This window comes from Kosakonia sp. SMBL-WEM22 (genome assembly GCF_014490785.1).
Classification (GTDB): Bacteria; Pseudomonadota; Gammaproteobacteria; order Enterobacterales; family Enterobacteriaceae; genus Kosakonia.
In genome coordinates this window covers 1,327,424-1,343,436 of sequence record NZ_CP051488.1, presented here as the reverse complement: position 1 = coordinate 1,343,436, position 16,013 = coordinate 1,327,424, and the positions used below count along the sequence as shown (strand labels likewise).

The 16,013-nt window shown below is 51.3% G+C and carries 23 protein-coding genes and 2 pseudogenes; 3 read left to right on the top strand and 22 right to left on the bottom strand.

Annotated elements, in window-relative coordinates; genetic code table 11:
* Positions 1–7: 7 nt before the first annotated feature.
* The 15 genes and pseudogenes from HF650_RS06410 to HF650_RS06340 form a co-directional block, all read right to left on the bottom strand.
* Positions 8–292 (bottom strand): hypothetical protein, encoded by a 285-nt coding sequence (locus HF650_RS06410; RefSeq protein WP_187801664.1) that lies wholly within the window; start codon positions 290–292, stop codon positions 8–10.
* Between the two features lie 56 nt (positions 293–348).
* Entirely contained in the window at positions 349–627 is a 279-nt protein-coding gene (locus HF650_RS06405) for a DUF4035 domain-containing protein (protein WP_187801663.1), read from the bottom strand.
* Entirely contained in the window at positions 627–1,016 is a 390-nt protein-coding gene (locus tag HF650_RS06400; RefSeq protein WP_187801662.1) for a phage tail assembly chaperone, read from the bottom strand. Before HF650_RS06400 ends, HF650_RS06405 begins: the two co-directional genes overlap by 1 nt.
* Positions 1,017–1,048: 32 nt before the next feature.
* A pseudogene (locus tag HF650_RS06395) lies at positions 1,049–1,468 on the bottom strand (hypothetical protein); the annotation flags it as partial.
* Positions 1,469–1,527: 59 nt separating this feature from the next.
* Positions 1,528–1,875, bottom strand: a complete 348-nt coding sequence (locus HF650_RS06390; protein WP_187801660.1) for a DUF3168 domain-containing protein — start codon at positions 1,873–1,875, stop codon at positions 1,528–1,530.
* Positions 1,872–2,318, bottom strand: a complete 447-nt coding sequence (locus tag HF650_RS06385; protein ID WP_187801659.1) for an HK97-gp10 family putative phage morphogenesis protein — start codon at positions 2,316–2,318, stop codon at positions 1,872–1,874. Before HF650_RS06385 ends, HF650_RS06390 begins: the two co-directional genes overlap by 4 nt.
* Positions 2,315–2,656 carry a phage head closure protein gene (locus tag HF650_RS06380; protein ID WP_187801658.1) on the bottom strand — a complete coding sequence of 114 codons (342 nt, stop codon included), beginning with the start codon at positions 2,654–2,656 and terminating at the stop codon, positions 2,315–2,317. Before HF650_RS06380 ends, HF650_RS06385 begins: the two co-directional genes overlap by 4 nt.
* Positions 2,656–2,988: a head-tail connector protein gene (locus tag HF650_RS06375; protein WP_187801657.1), complete on the bottom strand. Its 333-nt coding sequence runs from the start codon at positions 2,986–2,988 to the stop codon at positions 2,656–2,658. The genes HF650_RS06380 and HF650_RS06375 overlap by 1 nt, the downstream gene beginning before the upstream one ends.
* Positions 2,989–3,021: 33 nt before the next feature.
* On the bottom strand, positions 3,022–4,179 hold the full coding sequence (locus HF650_RS06370) for a phage major capsid protein (RefSeq protein WP_187801656.1): 1,158 nt from the start codon (positions 4,177–4,179) through the stop codon (positions 3,022–3,024).
* Between the two features lie 2 nt (positions 4,180–4,181).
* Positions 4,182–4,859 (bottom strand): HK97 family phage prohead protease, encoded by a 678-nt coding sequence (locus tag HF650_RS06365; protein ID WP_187801655.1) that lies wholly within the window; start codon positions 4,857–4,859, stop codon positions 4,182–4,184.
* 17 nt (positions 4,860–4,876) lie between these two features.
* Positions 4,877–6,151, bottom strand: coding sequence for a phage portal protein (locus HF650_RS06360; protein WP_187801654.1), 1,275 nt, complete (start codon positions 6,149–6,151; stop codon positions 4,877–4,879).
* Positions 6,151–7,665 carry a terminase TerL endonuclease subunit gene (locus HF650_RS06355; protein WP_187801653.1) on the bottom strand — a complete coding sequence of 505 codons (1,515 nt, stop codon included), beginning with the start codon at positions 7,663–7,665 and terminating at the stop codon, positions 6,151–6,153. The genes HF650_RS06360 and HF650_RS06355 overlap by 1 nt, the downstream gene beginning before the upstream one ends.
* Positions 7,666–7,671: 6 nt before the next feature.
* The gene (locus HF650_RS06350; RefSeq protein WP_187801652.1) at positions 7,672–8,157 is read right to left on the bottom strand and encodes a terminase; all 486 of its coding nucleotides are present in this window, start codon (positions 8,155–8,157) and stop codon (positions 7,672–7,674) included.
* A 150-nt stretch (positions 8,158–8,307) separates the two neighbouring features.
* Positions 8,308–8,508: a hypothetical protein gene (locus tag HF650_RS06345; protein ID WP_187801651.1), complete on the bottom strand. Its 201-nt coding sequence runs from the start codon at positions 8,506–8,508 to the stop codon at positions 8,308–8,310.
* Positions 8,508–8,846: an HNH endonuclease signature motif containing protein gene (locus tag HF650_RS06340; RefSeq protein ID WP_187801650.1), complete on the bottom strand. Its 339-nt coding sequence runs from the start codon at positions 8,844–8,846 to the stop codon at positions 8,508–8,510. Before HF650_RS06340 ends, HF650_RS06345 begins: the two co-directional genes overlap by 1 nt.
* Positions 8,847–8,922: 76 nt before the next feature.
* On the opposite strand from HF650_RS06340, the gene HF650_RS06335 reads away from it, so the two are divergent.
* Entirely contained in the window at positions 8,923–9,216 is a 294-nt protein-coding gene (locus tag HF650_RS06335; protein WP_187801649.1) for a type V toxin-antitoxin system endoribonuclease antitoxin GhoS, read from the top strand.
* A gap of 27 nt (positions 9,217–9,243) precedes the next feature.
* Here HF650_RS06335 and HF650_RS06330 read toward each other — a convergent pair whose 3' ends face one another.
* From HF650_RS06330 to HF650_RS06320, 3 genes are all read right to left on the bottom strand, one after another.
* Positions 9,244–9,825: a hypothetical protein gene (locus HF650_RS06330; RefSeq protein WP_187801648.1), complete on the bottom strand. Its 582-nt coding sequence runs from the start codon at positions 9,823–9,825 to the stop codon at positions 9,244–9,246.
* Positions 9,826–9,998: 173 nt separating this feature from the next.
* On the bottom strand, positions 9,999–11,459 hold the full coding sequence (locus HF650_RS06325) for a glycosyltransferase family 2 protein (protein ID WP_187801647.1): 1,461 nt from the start codon (positions 11,457–11,459) through the stop codon (positions 9,999–10,001).
* Positions 11,460–11,470: 11 nt separating this feature from the next.
* The gene (locus HF650_RS06320) at positions 11,471–12,307 is read right to left on the bottom strand and encodes a hypothetical protein (RefSeq protein ID WP_187801646.1); all 837 of its coding nucleotides are present in this window, start codon (positions 12,305–12,307) and stop codon (positions 11,471–11,473) included.
* Positions 12,308–12,510: 203 nt separating this feature from the next.
* On the opposite strand from HF650_RS06320, the gene HF650_RS06315 reads away from it, so the two are divergent.
* A complete protein-coding gene (locus tag HF650_RS06315) occupies positions 12,511–12,771 on the top strand; it encodes a hypothetical protein (RefSeq protein WP_187801645.1) in 261 nt (86 codons plus the stop codon).
* Between the two features lie 28 nt (positions 12,772–12,799).
* On the opposite strand, the pseudogene HF650_RS06310 reads toward HF650_RS06315, so the two are convergent.
* From HF650_RS06310 to HF650_RS06295, 4 genes and pseudogenes are all read right to left on the bottom strand, one after another.
* A pseudogene (locus HF650_RS06310) lies at positions 12,800–12,883 on the bottom strand (lysis protein); the annotation flags it as partial.
* A gap of 608 nt (positions 12,884–13,491) precedes the next feature.
* Complete coding sequence (locus tag HF650_RS06305; RefSeq protein WP_187801644.1) at positions 13,492–13,944, bottom strand: Rz lytic protein; 453 nt, start codon at positions 13,942–13,944, stop codon at positions 13,492–13,494.
* Complete coding sequence (locus tag HF650_RS06300) at positions 13,941–14,378, bottom strand: lysozyme (protein ID WP_187801643.1); 438 nt, start codon at positions 14,376–14,378, stop codon at positions 13,941–13,943. The genes HF650_RS06305 and HF650_RS06300 overlap by 4 nt, the downstream gene beginning before the upstream one ends.
* Positions 14,362–14,721, bottom strand: a complete 360-nt coding sequence (locus HF650_RS06295) for a phage holin, lambda family (protein ID WP_223284278.1) — start codon at positions 14,719–14,721, stop codon at positions 14,362–14,364. The genes HF650_RS06300 and HF650_RS06295 overlap by 17 nt, the downstream gene beginning before the upstream one ends.
* Positions 14,722–14,961: 240 nt before the next feature.
* Here HF650_RS06295 and HF650_RS06290 point away from each other — a divergent pair, with 240 nt between their 5' ends.
* Positions 14,962–15,903, top strand: a complete 942-nt coding sequence (locus HF650_RS06290; RefSeq protein ID WP_187801642.1) for a hypothetical protein — start codon at positions 14,962–14,964, stop codon at positions 15,901–15,903.
* Positions 15,904–16,013 lie beyond the last annotated feature (110 nt).

Sequence of the window (16,013 nt, the reverse complement as noted above, 5' to 3'; positions counted from 1 at the left end):
ATTACTTTTAATTTGCGTTTTTATCAATAAAGTCTCTTAACTCTTCAGATTTTTTACATTGTTCATCATCAACTGTCATAAAGGTTTTTTTAGAATTCTCGCAAAAATAATGATAATCATCATTAGCCTTTACATACCCCATAACTTTATTAAAACCTTTTATGCATAAATCAGGTTCTGAATGCTCAGAGCAAATAGTTTTTGTAAGTTCATGCATCTCTTCACCAGATAATACAGTGCTAGCTTGTGCTGAAGATGCCATAAAAAGAACAGCCACTAATACTTTTTTCATTATATCAATCCATTAAATAAAAGATTTATAAATATTAGTGTCTTAAATATTAAATGTCACTTAGTTGCCTCTGTAAGCGCCTCCTCAAGCCCGGCAAACGGATCCTTGTCTGTTTGCTGCTCTTCTCCCCCCCACTGCAGAATGGCATCAGTTAACGGCACTTTTGCACCCTGCGAGCCATATACGGCCGAGACGATCTGCGCCGCCTGAATATCCCCGCGGATATCGCCGACCGGACTTATCCTGTCGTATTCAATCCACATCAGCATTTCACTGGCCGTCATGCTCTGCCTGAGTTCTGAAAGCGTGCGCCCCATACGGAGCGCAAGCGACATCAGGAATTTAACACCGGGGGTGGCGACTTTTCCCGGGCATCATCCCCGGATGCGATCAGATCGAGTGCCTGTTTAAGCAGACGGGAATGCACGGGGCCATAGATGGCACGCACTTCCTCTTCATCGTCCCGGGTAAAAACCTGCTGCTTGTCCTCGTCGCAGAGCACATCGAGAAAAAGCGCGACATCAGCGCGCAGGTTACGGTTCGCGCGCTCCGACACCGAAAGCTCTTCAGCCCTGATATCGGTTCCGGCGATCTCCTGCCAGCGCAGCCAGGCTTCACCGGATGGCTCGCGCAGAACAACATTCACACCGCCCCATTCGGGCACAGTGACGGTTTTATGACGAAACCCGGAGTGTTTCGCCAGGGCAAGCTCTTTAATGGACATGATTTTCCTTACGAACCGGGTTCGATGTTTTCAGGTTTGCCTTTCAGGCGCAGAGAGAAGGTGGCCGCGACCACGCCGTTGGTACCGGATGACCAGGTGTGCTGACGCACTTCAGCCAGGAAACGGAAGCCTTTACCGGACGGGAAGATCACCTGAAAGGCATACGTGGTGTCGTTGTCATATGCGTCACGCAGTGCATCCTGCGCCGCATTTTTGAAGAAGTTACCGGACAGCGAAATCTCCGACTGAGCGGGCAGGCCGTTGATGTTCTCCTGTTCGGTCGAGCACAGGGTGGTGACGTCGATGTCCTGTTTCTGGCCACCGGTGAACTGGACCTCTTTGAGCGTGCAGCTCAGATCAAGATAGTCGGCACTTGCTATCGTATCTTTCGTTGCCGGCAGCGAAGAGATCAGGATCTTCGTTAACTGCGATTTTTCATAAAGTGCGGACATAGATGTCTCCGGATATAAAAAAACCGCCTCGCGGCGGCCTGGGGTTGAGTGGGTAGGGATTACTGAAGTACGTGGACTTCTGCCGTTGCACGGCGCAGGCCTGTTTCGGGCTCGTAACCGCCGGTCTTGCTCATGCGGGTGAATCCCAGCGGCGTCAATGCGGCGATCGCCTGTTCACGCAACGCGCGGGCTTCATCCACTGAAGACGCGTAAACATCCACCTGCAGGGCTGTGTCTTCCTCCGCCGGACCGCAGAAGGTGTCGCCATAGGTCTGAACCACCAGCGTGAATGTGATCCACGGCGGCGCAACTGCCGGTTCACCCTGGGTGTTAAGCGGAACCACGCCGGGGTAAACCTGTCCGTCGGCCAGCGCGCCGATCAGCGAGTAAACGTCGGCCTCGGTCATTTTGAAAGCACCCTGTCGATCGCCGCATTGGCTTCGGCGAACGCGGCGTTTACCGCATCCTCTTCACGCGCCTCATAGGCAGGTCTGACGAACGGCACGGGCGGCATGGTCGAGGTACCCATTTCGATAAAGCGCCAGTAGTAGGCATTACGCGGATCGCTGGCTTTCATCGTCTTGTCGCTGGCGCCGGTGCGCGGGTTGGTACCGCGTATATGAACACCGGAAGAGATCGCCCCGTTGCGCTCACGCTGCGTCAGTACGACGATATTCTTTTTGAGTTTCCCCGTTTTCACCGGCGCGCGGCTTACAGCTTCATCTTTGAAAATGGTTGCCCCGGCACGCGTGGCATCGCGCATTACCTTGCGGTTTTCCGCTTTGCTGAGCGTGGCGAGATCTTCCGACAAATCGAGCAGGCCGGAGAAATCAAGGTTAGTGCCGATCATGGTTTTACCCCCTGCTTGCAGAGTATTTCCAGTCGTGTTCCGTTACTGTTGGGTACGGGTGTACCAGAAACATCAAGAATCACGCCTTTAAGCGGTCCACTGGTGCATAAAAGACGAGACGCTGCTGTAATGTCGGATCTAAAACGCATCCAGACACGAACAGTGGCCTCAGCCTTTTCGGCACCGGAAGCTATTAACTCCCTTCCGCTGATTGCCTTTATTTCAGCCGGGCAGCCCACAGCAATGTCGTGCCATTCTTCTACTGGCTGACCAGATGGCGTTCTCCCTTTAGTTGAGTTCTGTATCGTTACTCGGTGGCGAAATCTTCCGGGTTCCATCAGCTGCCGCCCTCCAGAGTTGCTTCAGCTTTTCCACGCCAGTTGCGGTGAATGAACATCATGCGTTCAGCGGCGGCGTTTGTATAAAGCTGGGTCTCGCTCTGCGCGGTGCGGTGTTCGAACATGTCTGCAAAGCTCAACAGGACGGCAGCTTTAACGGCCGCGGGAATATCAGAAGCAATCTTCCAGGCAGGCTCATCGCACCAGCGGTAACAGTAATCGAAAGCAGCCTGGGCATAGAGGGTAATCAGATCATCACGGTCATCCTCTTCAAACTCAATCTGCTGCTTAAACAATTTAAGGCTAATCACGTCCAGAACATCTATCGCCATAGGTTTAAAGGGCGGGTTGCCCCGCCCCCTCCATCATGAGCCTGAAGAGAAAGTGCCCTTGATGATTGCTGTCGGGCGATAGTGCGCCAGCGCCAGGCGCTCTTCACACAGGATGGTAAGCATGTTTTTCACGAAGTTATCACGGTCTTCGCGGCTGACCTCCACAGTGGCATCCATGCGATCCCACACCTGAGATGCCATATCGAAACCACCAACGGTGAAGGTACCGGCCGCCTGCGCCTTGGTCGGGACAACCGGAAGGCCCCACATGATGTTGCTGGTGAAGGCCTGAGGTCCACCGAACAGATAGCGACCTTCGCTGTCCTTCAGCAGCGCGATGTTGTGCCAGTCGCGCGGGTTCAGGACGATACCTGATGCGCTGAATTCGGACTCGGTCACCTGGTAAATAGCATGAGCGATAATGTCCGCGCGGGTGTCACCTGCAGCATTGAGCCCGGTGTCGTATGCGGTTGCTACTTTGTTCAGGCCTTCGAGGTTATCACCGCTGCCATCACCATTGAGCAACTGGCCCTCTTCCTTAAGTGCCAGTCCGTACATGAGACGGTTGTTGACGTATGACTGCAGCATAGGCGCATCGTCCATTACCTGACGCGATGCCTGTACCCAGTGAGCGATAGTTTTAACGTTCGCAGTCTGTTTGCTGAAGGTGATATCCGATTCAGGCTTGAGCGCCTTCTCGGCCACCACGTCGGCGTTATTTGTAAACACCTCTTCGCGAACGTATTCCAGGGAATTACTGGAAATGCGGCCCTGAGCTAACAGGTCACGGATGGTCAGGCGGCGCAGGCCCGGCATGATAATGCCCGGCACCTGCATCGGCTGGATCAGGCTACCTGCTGATGCCGCATCGCTGCCGAGGGATTTGTTAAAGGTTTTCGCTTCGAAGCTGCCTTTGCTGCCATTCCAGGACTTCTGCAGTTCTTCCGCCGCGCGCTCGGAGAAGGATTTCTTTTCCCCCGGATTTTCTGCGCCCGATGCCAGCTTCTGCTCCAGATCGAAAAGGCGGGTGCCGGATTTGGTCAGTTCTTCCTGTACTTTTACCAGGTCGGCCTGCAACTGTTTCGACACCACGCCGGTGCTTTGGATTTCAGCTTTCTGAGCTTCGAAAAGCTGTGACATTTCCTGCTGAGATTTTTCGATAGCTTGTTGAATTTGAGCGAGTTCAGACATGATTAATTACCTAAATTAGAAGGAAAAGATTTAATGCTCTGAAGAAGAGCGTTGATTTCTGCTTCGTTTTTGTCGCCCCCGGACTCGCTCCGAATCGCTGACTTAAACCGGGCTATCAGCCCAACTGCCTGTGATTTGGTGAGCCCAACTGAATCCCTCAGCCAGTTCTCCACATCACGAATCGTTTCAATGCCATCGAGGCTTTTCATAGCGGCGACACCAGCCAGTTCGTTGGCGGGGAACGTGCAGACGCTGATTTCTCGCAACGCCTGGATATTTTTGAAAATGCGACCGGTCGGCATAATGGTGTAATCATCTTTAGCAACGGAAAAACCGACAGACATACCTTCAACCGTGCCGTGCTGCATTGCTGCTTTCAGATCTGTGGCCCCGCTGTGTCCTGGAGTAAGTTGACCTCGCACATACAGGCCTTTCTCGTCCTCGGCGAGGCTGTCCCACTTCCCAACCGGTAATTCCCATGTTTTATGGTTGAAGAACATTGCCACTTTTCGTGTCTGGTTAGTCAGCGCGCTTTTAAAGGCACCGGGCAGGATGATATCGCCGTCAGAATCGGTGTTATTGAAAACCGAAGCGTACCCTTCGAAAATGCCCTGCTTCCCGTCACCAGTGAACTTGATTTCTGTCTCGTCGAAAGACAGCGTTTTTACGATCTCAGGCATCGCGGCCCCCATAAAAATTAAACCCCGTCATTGCGGGGCTCTTTGTTGGTTCCTAAATCGGTGATTGGCACATATTGCGATTGCCGCATTGCCACATCGCCGCCCGGCAATGGCGGAAGGTTGTCAGTTCGTCGCATCTCGTTGATGGTGCGAAGGCCGGCCTCTCCCATAGCCTTCATGAACGCGGCGCGGGAAGCAGAATCACCTCTCAACAGGCCGTCAAGGTTATGCTCAGCGTGAAAACGACCAACGTCTTTGGCCTGAATTAGCCATCGCTGTATGCTGTTTTCCCAGCGGGAGATATAGGGCTGTAGCGTATATTGCAGGAAACCAAGATTTTGTTGCTCTATGCCAGAGCCCCAGCTCGTTGACTTCTCAACGTCCCCGACAAGGTGGGGCGGTACACCAAAGAATCGTGCCAGTTCGCTGACCTGAAACTTCCTTGACGCCATCATTTCTGCATCCTGAGGCGTTACGCCAATTGCCGAGGTTGAAAACCCCGCTTCAAGAATCCAGAGGCGTTTTTTAACCGGGCCGCCGGCAATCTCTTTGAAATTATCTTCGACCTGAGATCGCTGCTGCTCAGTTAACACTTTTTCGCCGGTTGAGAGGATTTGCGGAGACTTAGCGCCATTAGCAAAGAAATCTCGCTGCTGGTCCTCCATCGCCACTGCCACACCTGCCGATTTACAGGCAAAAGCGATGGGTGACAGGCCGACCAGACCGGTAAAGCCGAAGCCTTTAAGGTGAAAAATCTCTCTCTGGGAAAAGTTGGCGTATTCGCTGTCGCGCTGATAGCGATAAACCACCTTTTTACCGTCAAGTTTTACATCCATATTGGCTGACTGGAGCGGGAGAAGGCTGATTACGTCCCCCGCGCTGTTCCGGTCCACCAGCGCATAAGCATTACCGTAAAAACAGAGCTGCATCGTCATAGCCTCCCTGAATTCCTGGGCGGTCATGTACTGATTCGGCGAGTAGCGCAGCAGTCGCGCCAGCGGATTGCTCAAATCAACTTTTTTACGGTTGTCGTTCTGGTCAGTTTCAAAAACGTCAAGCGGGAGGCATGAGGTGAGCGTTGAAATCAGGCTCACGCAGCGCCACACCGTCGAAATTTGTAGTATCCGTTCATCGTTAATGGATGAATCGCCCAGGTGCCCGTGTGCCGAAACGGGCCCCGTCTGGGAGCCCTGATTTGGGGTGACTAAACGCCCGCCGACAAACCAGGACTGCAGCCTTGCCCACCAGCCATTATTGGTTCGCAGGTCAATCGTGTATTTAGGTTCTTCCATCACATGCTCAGCGGTCGGAAAATGAAGTCATCGAAGTCACCACCCTGCTCGGTAACTTCCCCATTAGCAGCACCAACGGACATCGTCATTGCGACCATGCCATCAATACGGCCCGTTGCTTTGGATTTGTCGAGCTTACGGTTGCCAGCAGCATCTTTCACCACCACCGCATTCACGGCGCACATCGTTAATACAGGGTGCATGCCATGCCTGACGCGCCCGTTAAGCATCAGAGACTCCAGCGTGTCTACAGCTGGCCCCATATCCTTAAAGCCCTGGCCAAACTCGATCAGCGGGAGGTTCAGGCCAATGGCATCAGCATCTTTCCTGAACTGGTCAATTCGCCAGCGGTCAAAAGCCATCGAGGCAAGGTCGAAATCACCGATAATTTCAGCGATACCCGCAACGACGAATGAGTAATCCACCGAAGCGCCTGGTGTGGTGCGCAGCAACCCCTCTCTCACCCAGACGTCATAGGGTGCGCGGTCCGTTTTGGTTCGCTCTTCAAGCGTCTTTTGAGGTGTCCAGAAGAAGGGGAAAACATCCCAGACACCATCATCCGCTTCACCAGCGATAACCAGCGCCGTTAAGTCGTTCCTGGCTGACAGATCCAGCCCCGCGTACCACTTCCTCGGCGTATTAATTGGCATCTCCCCGCAAAGCTCCCACACGTTGCGGGAGATAAACGGCGATACGGTAGACACGCGCTGATTGAGGTTGAGGTTTCGGAAGGTGTTTTCGAAGCTTGGCATTCGGCCTGCTTTCTCGGCCTGGCGTGCCATGTCTTTTTCTGATCTGAAGGTTCCCAGCGCCGGGTTCGCAGCCAGCCAGGACTCGCGTTTACTGATATCGGCGTCTTTTGGCGCTTCGTAAACGTGGCAGACGATGTGCGGATCTTTCGATCTGATAGCATCATCAATCCAGATGCTCAGCAGGTCTGCATCGTTTGCCGCCTGCGTGCTGATAACGATCAGCAGCGGGTTTTCGTGCGCCCCCTGCGCGGTAGTTATTGCATCGATAAAATCATCTTGCGGCCCTTTCACCTGTCCTGTTTCATCAAGAATGGCCAGAATAGGCGACAGACCATGAGTGGTCTTACCCTCAGCTGATAAGGCCTTGTATTCGACGTTACAGGGCAAACCAATCAGCTTTTTGCCGCTTGGCGTAATATGCACAATCTCCTGCAGCTTGGGGTTCAGGTTAACCATCTTCACTGCGAGGTTAAAAACGATGGCCGCCTGTTCCCGGCTGAGTGCACCGCTGACAATCTGGGTGTTCTGCACCGCTTCAGGCCCCACCAGGTGAGCCAGCAAGATTCCGGCAATTAAACCTGTCTTACCGTTTTTTCTGGCGAGACTAAGGATCGCCATATCGGTTCCGGCAGGATTGTCGTAAAGATCCAGGATGAAATCTTTCTGGAAGGGATCCAGCCGCATTGGCTGGCCAATAAGCTTGCCTTCCGGCACGATGCAAAAGCGCTCGATGAACGCTATTACACGCTCACCTCGCGTCATAGTCTTTTATCCATGCTTGGGAAAGGCGATCAGGTTGTCGTCCTGGTTCTGATGCTCGTTTTTGGTATTTCGTGCATCACGATCGTTCTGATTGCGTTTCTTCTGGTCCCGGCTTTCACCATTGGTGGCGTGAGAGTGAATCTGGAGGTCACGGCGCTGGGCCAGAATAGTTCGCTGCAACTCCGGGATTTGCTTGCGGAGATCTTTAATGAGCGCCTCATTCCGTTCTTCGCCGCGTATGCGCTCTTCTTTACGCAAATCCTTACGCAAAACGGTGATATAGAGCTGATTATTTGCCAGTTCTACAGCGGCAAGCAGGTCTGCTGGCGTCCAGCTGTCCAGAGCTTTCGATCTGATATTGTCATGCCAGAATGGTTCGGCTTTTTTTTCCAAACCTGCATGGGACGGCGGATCAATGGTGTCCACTGCTGCATTTTTCATGGACTGAACCGCCGCCGTCGAACTGTCGGAACGCGTTCGTTTATCTGCCATATGTCAACACCTTAAAACTAAAAAAATCGGGTTAGCGTTAAAATCAAACTTTGGCGGCGGTCATTTGGGGGAAAGAATTTGAAGATTTACTCTCCCCCTCACAAAAATGAGAATCATTATCATTTATAATTAGTTCAAAATGAAATGATTTCACTTGGTAACATTTTCAGGCTCACCGCACTGAAGCTCTGCGCCAATCAAACCAAGCGCCACGGTTGCCTCACCATCCGGATAAGTTGCAATCATTTCACGAAAAGCCTGCTCAGCTTTCTTCACTTTGGCCTGGCTCTCTTCAGGCAATGAAGCAATGAGCCCCTTGAACATCAGGACTGTCTGTTGGTCTTGTGTCATCACTTGCTCCAGTGAGAGGCCGGGTCGAGAGGATAGCCGCTGGCATCACAGCCAATGACTGAACCGCTCTTCTCCATCCTCTGTTTAGTTGAATCATGATGCGCTTTGCAGAGTGGCTGCCAGTTCTCTTTACTCCAGAAGAGGAGCTGTGCTTTAGATATTTCCAGCGCGTTGCCGGACCTGAGCGCATCTTTGAGTTTGTGGGGTTCGATATGGTCAACAATCGTTGCTGGTGTTATGCGCCCCTGCTGCTCGCACATCACACAGAGCGGGTGCTGCTGTAGGAAACGAAGTCGGGCCTTATCCCATCGACTGCCATATACACGAGGTTCTTTCATATAGCATCCAGGAAAAAAATTGTAGTCTCCTCATCTAAGAATTATCTTAGCTATTCCCTATACAAAGGAGGTAGAAATGACAAGTTACACAGTTCGCGTCGAGCTGCATGATGCTGATGGTAGCGATTACGATGATCTACATGATGAAATGGCTAAGCAGGGTTTTTCAAAAACTATTTTTTTGAATGGTGTGGAGCACGATCTCCCAACTGCAGAATACTCATTGATCGAAAAAGGTACTACTTCGAAAGCTGTTTTAAATAGAGCTGTAGCAGCTGCCAAGGCAGTACAGCCAACCCCCAAGCCTTCAATCGTCGTTACGGAAACTGAAAAGCCACGAATGACTTCGGGATTGCCTAAGACTAAATAATTACAGCCCGAGTGAGGTCGGGCTTTTTTAAGCCAATCTCCAAGCCCGTCTTCGCTCTATTCTTGGCTCGTTGTCCGGGTGATGCTCAACCGTCGGCAGGTCAGCGTGATCCACCAACGAGTAACACGGGTAAATCACCCTTGCACCGAATGCCTCACCGACGGCGTAATCTGCTGCCAGGGTTTTATTCCATGCTCTGAGGATGCCAGGCAATCGGCTCGGTGGGGGGCTATAACATACGCCGTGAACCAACCTGTTTAGCACGATGTGATCTCCGCGCACACGATCGGCATCCACCAGCATTCCGGCTATCTCTTTTTGATATTGTGGCGGTCGGCCAGTACCGAGATAAAAACTCAGCAAGTCGTCGGGAAAGCGCGCTAGCCAGTCACTCACCTTTTCCGCAAACTCCAACACCGGCAGCGCATCATCTTCCAGCACTACCACCCGACATGATTGCCCTTCTGCCCACTCAAGTGCACGGCGGTGATTCCAGTTGGCACCCCTGTCGTGCTCGTCAACCAGCAGGTGAGCGCCAAGAGAGTCAGCAAGCCTTTCGGCCTGCTCTCGCCGGGCATGGTGCGCGACCACAACATACTTAATTTCCATCGGTTTTTACCTTTGGCTTTGGCCTGCACTCACTACAGAATTTCAAAGAAGGCTTAACGTTCTTTCCGCAGCGATGGCATTCAGGAGGGCTTCGGGGACTGCGAGGGGCGAATACAAAAATCAAGAGAGCTATCACTGCCAGGATAAAGCTGATTGCCGTTCCCATTACTGCCTCACTTGTGCTTCCAAAAGGCGCACTCCTTACCGATGCCATTAGATTTGAAAATGGTGTGCACCTGCGGCCCTGTCACGATGCGATCGCCAAAGCGTTTAGCCACAATGCCAAACGCCAGCATATCGCCGACCGCTGCCGTTGCTTTCTCCGTCTTCCAGAAGCGGTGACACTCCAGCAGGTAATACAGCCGCACTATGCCGTGCGCAAACTCCATCACGTCAGTGCGCAGGCCGCCAAGCAGGCCGGCATTCAGCATCACATCGTCGCGATGCTCGTCGAGGAAGTCCTGATAGATTCGCTCCGGGTGGTGCTGGCGTGCCCAGGCATCGGCGTAGGTCTTTGGTTCAGAGCCGACATACACCTTGCCCGGCACCATATCCGACCACGGCTCGCGGATCATTTCGACATCGGTACCGTCAGTACACCAGACGAAATGATACTCAGGGTGATCGCGAAGGTGCTGCCAGATATGAAGCCAGCGCCGGAAGTAAACGTTCATCTTTACGGCAGGAGCGCGACAAAGTTCGACATCTGCCGGTGCGTTAGCCAGCTCATCAGCCAGCACAACCCGTTTGCAACCGCGCAATGATGCAGCCCACTTCGCCAGCAGGTCAGGTGAGGCAGTCATTCTGGTACCGCGCTGCGGGTCAGGCTCACTGGTCAGCAGCGTGGTGATCACTACATTGCGTTGAGGGCGATACGGGGCGTAGCCGGTATATCCGGTGTCCCGCCGTTCATTGTGAATCCTGACGTTGCGCTTAACCTGCTCTTCCCGATCCGGGCGTGGCACCGAACGCTCCACCAGCTCATGCTCATCGAGGGAATGAATCAACTTTTCAGAACCGACCACATCAGCGAACGCCCACGACGTTAGTCCGGCATTGTGGATGCGCAGGGCGAGATCGCTGTGCTCATACATGCCGCGGCCGTAAATCGGGTCAAATCCGCCGACACGCTCGATGGCGCTGCGATGGTAATAAAGCATCACGCCGCGCTGGCCGGTGTAGGCAATATGCTGATCGTCGCGATACAGCACCGCGATATCGTTAAGCTTGCGGGCGCCAGCCAGATCGAGGAACTGATAACTTAAGTGCGGCTCGGGTGACTCGATGTAAGGCAGCCACCAGCCATCAGCAATCGGCCATGCGTCATCGTCCCACAGGAAGAGATGCTCACACCCGGCATCCATCAGCGCGGTAAGACTGGCGTTCTTCGAGGCCACAATACCCAGCGATTTATCGTGCCGGATCAGGTTAACGCCAGCTGGAACCACCGCTGGTGGCTGTGAACCGTCATCAACGGCAACCACCAGCGCGCCGGCAGGGAAATGTCGAAGATGATGCTCCAGCGCCTGGCTGAGTACGCCAGCGCGATTATGTGTTGAAATGGCTATGCCGATACGGCTGGTGGTTGGCGCGCTGGCAGGTGCATACGGGACACCATCAATGATTACATCCATGATGGCCTCCGTCAGCCTTTATTCATAGCCCGCCAGATTGATCCGCCAGGCTTCAACATTAAGTTGATTCGCTCGTCGACGGCTTTGCTAATGGAATCACTTGCCGCCCCACAGTCAGGAGCAACTGAGTGAATATTAATACTGATATTGTTTTTCGGCTCAGAACGCGTGGATTCCTGTTTGGCTTTATATTCAACAACCGGCTCAATTTTCGTCGCCTGGATTTCGCCCCCTTTGAAGAAAGCTTCCTGGATGAAAACTTGTCCATTACTGACCGTAAATGGGGAGAGCTCTTCGAGAGCATCACGCATACTTTTAGCCAGCCGCTGACGCTTGAGGTATTCCTCGATCTCCCGAACTTCTTCAGGCGTGCGAAGTTGAATTCCGAAGGTCACAGCGAAACGGTCGGCTAAAAACTTAACCTGCTGCTGATTACCCTCAATGCCAACTTTCATGCCAGCGGAATGATTTTTACCAGGTTCCTCAATTTCATAGTTCATATTGAGGAACGGTGACGACGCGGCCAGTGAGTCCTGAACATGCTGAACGATGTCTTGAGTGTCAGAAGATGAAGCCCCTTCTAACCAGTCGCTGGCATTCCACGCCGGGCCGTTGCCATCTTTGTCCAGAGGGCGCATGCGAACGTGGATTTTCTCACCCGCTCTGAGCCCGGAGATAACCTTGGCCATAACGGGCCACTCGATAATCTCCACGACCGGAATTCTGTTCTCTCGAACATATTGCAGCTCCACACGGCCAAACCAGAAATAGTTATCAGGCCAGCGCCATTCAACGCGAACAGCAAATACGTACGGATGCGTAGAGATATGCGGTAATTTTTGTTCCATGATTTCTACCTTTTAGATGTGAGCCTGTCGCATGGGACAGCCGCCCGAGAAAGCAGCTTTCCCCAGGCTCACGACTGAAAGACTCTCGATTGTTTAGCGCATGCGAGGCGCGATTAAAAACCATACAGACCGACCACCAATGCCCACAGTGTGATTGTGATAAAATTGAACCTCTAAAACAAAACACCACATACGGAGCATCTATGTCTGAGTTCGGAAATGGCAGCGATCAAGAAAAAATTGATCTATATGCTGAAATTGCAGCTTTAAAGCTGATCGTAAAAGAGCTTGTTCACTTGGCTGGTGAAGATCATCTTAAAGAACTAAAAATGCGAGTTGGCGGAGAATCAGTGCATGAATTACTTGCACCACATGGCTCAGAAGCGATCTCAATCAAAATGAAAGCGCAACGTATAGCAAAAAGCCTTATTGATAGAGTCAAATGGGAAAAGAATAATATCTAATCTTGAAGGGCTCAGTTATGAGCCCGTTTTAATTTAGACATTGTTCTTTGATGTATTCCTGTAGATAGCCAACCTGCTTCGTCACTGTGGCGATCCGCTCTCTGAGGGTGAATATCCTAAGATTTTTCCCAATACCAACCGCTTACGCTTGCTGTATCAGGATATTGTGCAAAATTTAAAGCACCCCAACGTGGCTCCTACCCACCACAGGGGATAGCTCAGGGATGAGCTCGTCGTAGTTTCAAAACGTGACCGTTCAAATCAAGCATGTATTTATTGCGGCCCTCACCTGGAGGGCTTTTTTTATACTCGCGCGACGCACAGCCAACCTGGCAACCACTTAACAACTCGTAACCCTCAACTTACCTCGGGCTTCGATGCCTTGAAATTCCCCCTAAATCGAATTGAAACGACGATTCAATATAAGTTTACATTTACTTAAATGGTGTTTAAGAAAATAAACTACTGCCTCTACCCAAAAAGGGTTAAAGGACTATTATCAACTCACTTGTAATGAAGGGCATTTGCCCTCCCTTCCGAAGTGCTGGATTTCATTTCGGAGGGGACATTTTTTCAAGCCCACCCGCAACATTCTGCCTGCTCTCTTCAATCTGCCGGATGGCAGCACGATCGATATTGCACTGCCCCACCAGCCCGTATAACTGCGCACTGAGTTGAACGCTCTCACCGAACGTCATTCCGTCCGGCGGCTCAGGTGCATCAATACGGGAGGTCAGCTCTGCCGGCAGGCTGATTTGCGGCTGGCTTATTGTCCGGTACTCCACCAGCGGCTTTGGCTGCGTCACGCAGCCGGTCAGCAGCATCAGGGGGGACAGGAGCAACAGCACACTTGTCCGAAGCAAGGTAACGCTTGATTTCATTCTGTAGTTTCCGGTTCTGCTGTGCTGTAACGGCGCGCTGCTCTGCGACCTGAGACATCACCAGGTTCTGCTGCCTGACGGCGGCAACCAGTTCGCCCACGCTAGCGGCGAGGCCATCATTTTTCGATCGCAGATCGTTAATCTGGTCGTCTTTGCTGTTAGCCAGCTTTTCCAGCCGTTCATTAGTGGCTGTTAGCTGGGCGTTACGGGCATTCAGTCCCCACAGCGCAACGCAAATCAGGCCGATAACGATGATGTGCGAATAGTTCTTTATGAAGTTGATCGGGTTCATGTCAGAAACACCTCTCTTTCACGCTGGCGGCGCGGCAGAAGAATATCCGGATCGTTACCGGAGCGTTTCCACATCAGGAAAGCATCGGCCGCGCCGTGATGTTCATGGACATTGAGCCTCTTAAGGACGGTGGAATCTTCAAAAGCCTTTTTGCCGATATTGAAGACCAGACTGCATAGCGCGTCATACTGATTCTGGGTAAGCGGCACCTTAACGCTGGCGTTAATAGCTTTCTCAACCCCGGCGATATCAGACAGTAGCAACGCCGTAGATTTATCTTTGCTGATGGTCAGTGCCGGAGTGATCGGGCGGCCATCCACCAGACCGGTATGACCGACGCCGATCGTCAGAACGCCTTTGGTGTCGCGATACGCTTTCAGGCGCTCGCCTTCTTCGCGCTTAATCAGGGCAATACCGTCAGGACTGATTTTCACTGTTATCTCCCGTTCTGCGGCTGATCCACCCGCGCAGCTTCTCGCTTATATAGTCATTGCCGACATACCCGATGTACACCGCGAAAACCTGAGCGGCTGTATCAGGCACGTTCCAGTTAAGAACTCCCCCGACCACCTGAAGCGTCGGCGCGGCGAAGAATGCCAGCGCGCTGCACGACACGGCGTCAAGAACACGCTTACTCCATGAGGACTGTGCATAGGCGCTGCGCAGCAAAGAAAACATGCCCGCCACGCCCGCATATCCCCATTCTGTTTTGTGGCTGTATAGCCAGGCGATAAGACCTGCCCAGAAACCAGCGTCTTTGTCCGGCATACGTTTCATCTCCACCTCCGCCTGTATAGGGTCGGTGCTGTGTGTGAGTAAAAGGGTCAGGCCATCGGGCTGCATTTAACAACTTGACGTAATAGGTTGATTCCTGCGATCCAAAATCCGGGAAAACCCACATTGGCAAGCCGAGAAAAAATCCATATCTATGGCATGGTTTTGATGAAATTTTGCGGTTTTGATGATTAAATATTGTTCGGAGAAAAGTATTTAATCCCAACTACAGGAAGGGCATATATGATATTTATAAAGAAAGATAAAAGCTTTGAAAGAGTCGATAATTGGGAGGATATAAAAGCTCGTCAAAATTTTCGCCCCAAGTTGGATCTAAAAAATCAGCAACTATCAGATGTGTTCGGTTATTACGACGATCTTCCAGATGAGATACCCTGCGGGAAAGCAAGTTGTCGTGCAGGACATAAAAAAGGGTTCCTAGTAATAACTGAAGATGGTTTTGAAACAAATATTGGTCACATATGTGGAACAAATGCATTTGGCGTAGAATTTGAAGAACTGGCGAGAGATCTCGAGCACAAAGCAGACTTTCACCGATACTTGACTGCGTTGAAAGAAGCAAAAACTAATATTTTTAGATTCTACCAAATGAAAGCCAAGCTAGAAGCCAGTTCGCCACCGTTGGTCTGGTTGGCACATAAAATTCTGGATATGAAAGATCCAAAAGTTATAGGGCGCGCCGCTCATCAATCTCTTAAGAGGATGGCGGGTTCTGGAGATGGGCGCGTCCACTTGGCAAAGATCAAAACCAAGGAAGAAACTGAACTTTTAGATGTTATGTCGCAAAAATCAGTCGATAATGAAAGCTCAACCAGTTCAAAACCATCATTCAAGGATGAAGTTATCGGTGTAGTGCGTTTTCCTGAAAGTTTGCTAAACGATTACGATATTGCTTTGATTTTCGAGCGTGACATTATTCTTGTTTTAGATGAACTAAATAAGTGCAATCCCGACAAAATCTCAGAAAAAAAAGTAATGCAACTCGGATTAAGAGTATTTCGCTTGGGTGAAAGATTCAAATTCATTGAGGATAGATTCGAAAAAGCTAAGATATTTGTTACTAAAGAGAATCTTAAACCTTTAAACATCCAAATTAATATGAAAAAAGCTGTCAGTAATAAAGATAAATCTCTTTTTAGTAGCTTTTACAAAACACTCCCATAAAGAAAAGCCCCGAAAGGGGCTGTCGTACTCTGAAAATGACTAGGCGCAATTTCGCATGATTAGAATCATACAGGGCAACTTTATGCAAAGTCAACACTAACGTGCAAAAA

Bases quoted from the DNA above. Each gene is read 5' to 3' on its own strand.
- HF650_RS06380 (WP_187801658.1), bottom strand. From the start codon at position 2,656: ATGGAACCCGGAAGATTTCGCCACCGAGTAACGATACAGAACTCAACT.
- HF650_RS06335 (WP_187801649.1), top strand. From the start codon at position 8,923: ATGACAAGTTACACAGTTCGCGTCGAGCTGCATGATGCTGATGGTAGC.
- HF650_RS06410 (WP_187801664.1), bottom strand. From the start codon at position 292: ATGAAAAAAGTATTAGTGGCTGTTCTTTTTATGGCATCTTCAGCACAA.
- HF650_RS06350 (WP_187801652.1), bottom strand. From the start codon at position 8,157: ATGGCAGATAAACGAACGCGTTCCGACAGTTCGACGGCGGCGGTTCAG.
- HF650_RS06365 (WP_187801655.1), bottom strand. From the start codon at position 4,859: ATGCCTGAGATCGTAAAAACGCTGTCTTTCGACGAGACAGAAATCAAG.
- HF650_RS06330 (WP_187801648.1), bottom strand. From the start codon at position 9,825: ATGGAAATTAAGTATGTTGTGGTCGCGCACCATGCCCGGCGAGAGCAG.
- HF650_RS06295 (WP_223284278.1), bottom strand. From the start codon at position 14,721: ATGAAACGTATGCCGGACAAAGACGCTGGTTTCTGGGCAGGTCTTATC.
- HF650_RS06355 (WP_187801653.1), bottom strand. From the start codon at position 7,665: ATGACGCGAGGTGAGCGTGTAATAGCGTTCATCGAGCGCTTTTGCATC.
- HF650_RS06390 (WP_187801660.1), bottom strand. From the start codon at position 1,875: ATGACCGAGGCCGACGTTTACTCGCTGATCGGCGCGCTGGCCGACGGA.
- HF650_RS06320 (WP_187801646.1), bottom strand. From the start codon at position 12,307: ATGGAACAAAAATTACCGCATATCTCTACGCATCCGTACGTATTTGCT.
- HF650_RS06305 (WP_187801644.1), bottom strand. From the start codon at position 13,944: ATGAACCCGATCAACTTCATAAAGAACTATTCGCACATCATCGTTATC.
- HF650_RS06400 (WP_187801662.1), bottom strand. From the start codon at position 1,016: ATGTCCATTAAAGAGCTTGCCCTGGCGAAACACTCCGGGTTTCGTCAT.
- HF650_RS06370 (WP_187801656.1), bottom strand. From the start codon at position 4,179: ATGTCTGAACTCGCTCAAATTCAACAAGCTATCGAAAAATCTCAGCAG.
- HF650_RS06290 (WP_187801642.1), top strand. From the start codon at position 14,962: ATGATATTTATAAAGAAAGATAAAAGCTTTGAAAGAGTCGATAATTGG.
- HF650_RS06405 (WP_187801663.1), bottom strand. From the start codon at position 627: ATGTCGCTTGCGCTCCGTATGGGGCGCACGCTTTCAGAACTCAGGCAG.
- HF650_RS06345 (WP_187801651.1), bottom strand. From the start codon at position 8,508: ATGACACAAGACCAACAGACAGTCCTGATGTTCAAGGGGCTCATTGCT.
- HF650_RS06340 (WP_187801650.1), bottom strand. From the start codon at position 8,846: ATGAAAGAACCTCGTGTATATGGCAGTCGATGGGATAAGGCCCGACTT.
- HF650_RS06385 (WP_187801659.1), bottom strand. From the start codon at position 2,318: ATGATCGGCACTAACCTTGATTTCTCCGGCCTGCTCGATTTGTCGGAA.
- HF650_RS06325 (WP_187801647.1), bottom strand. From the start codon at position 11,459: ATGGATGTAATCATTGATGGTGTCCCGTATGCACCTGCCAGCGCGCCA.
- HF650_RS06360 (WP_187801654.1), bottom strand. From the start codon at position 6,151: ATGGAAGAACCTAAATACACGATTGACCTGCGAACCAATAATGGCTGG.
- HF650_RS06375 (WP_187801657.1), bottom strand. From the start codon at position 2,988: ATGGCGATAGATGTTCTGGACGTGATTAGCCTTAAATTGTTTAAGCAG.
- HF650_RS06315 (WP_187801645.1), top strand. From the start codon at position 12,511: ATGTCTGAGTTCGGAAATGGCAGCGATCAAGAAAAAATTGATCTATAT.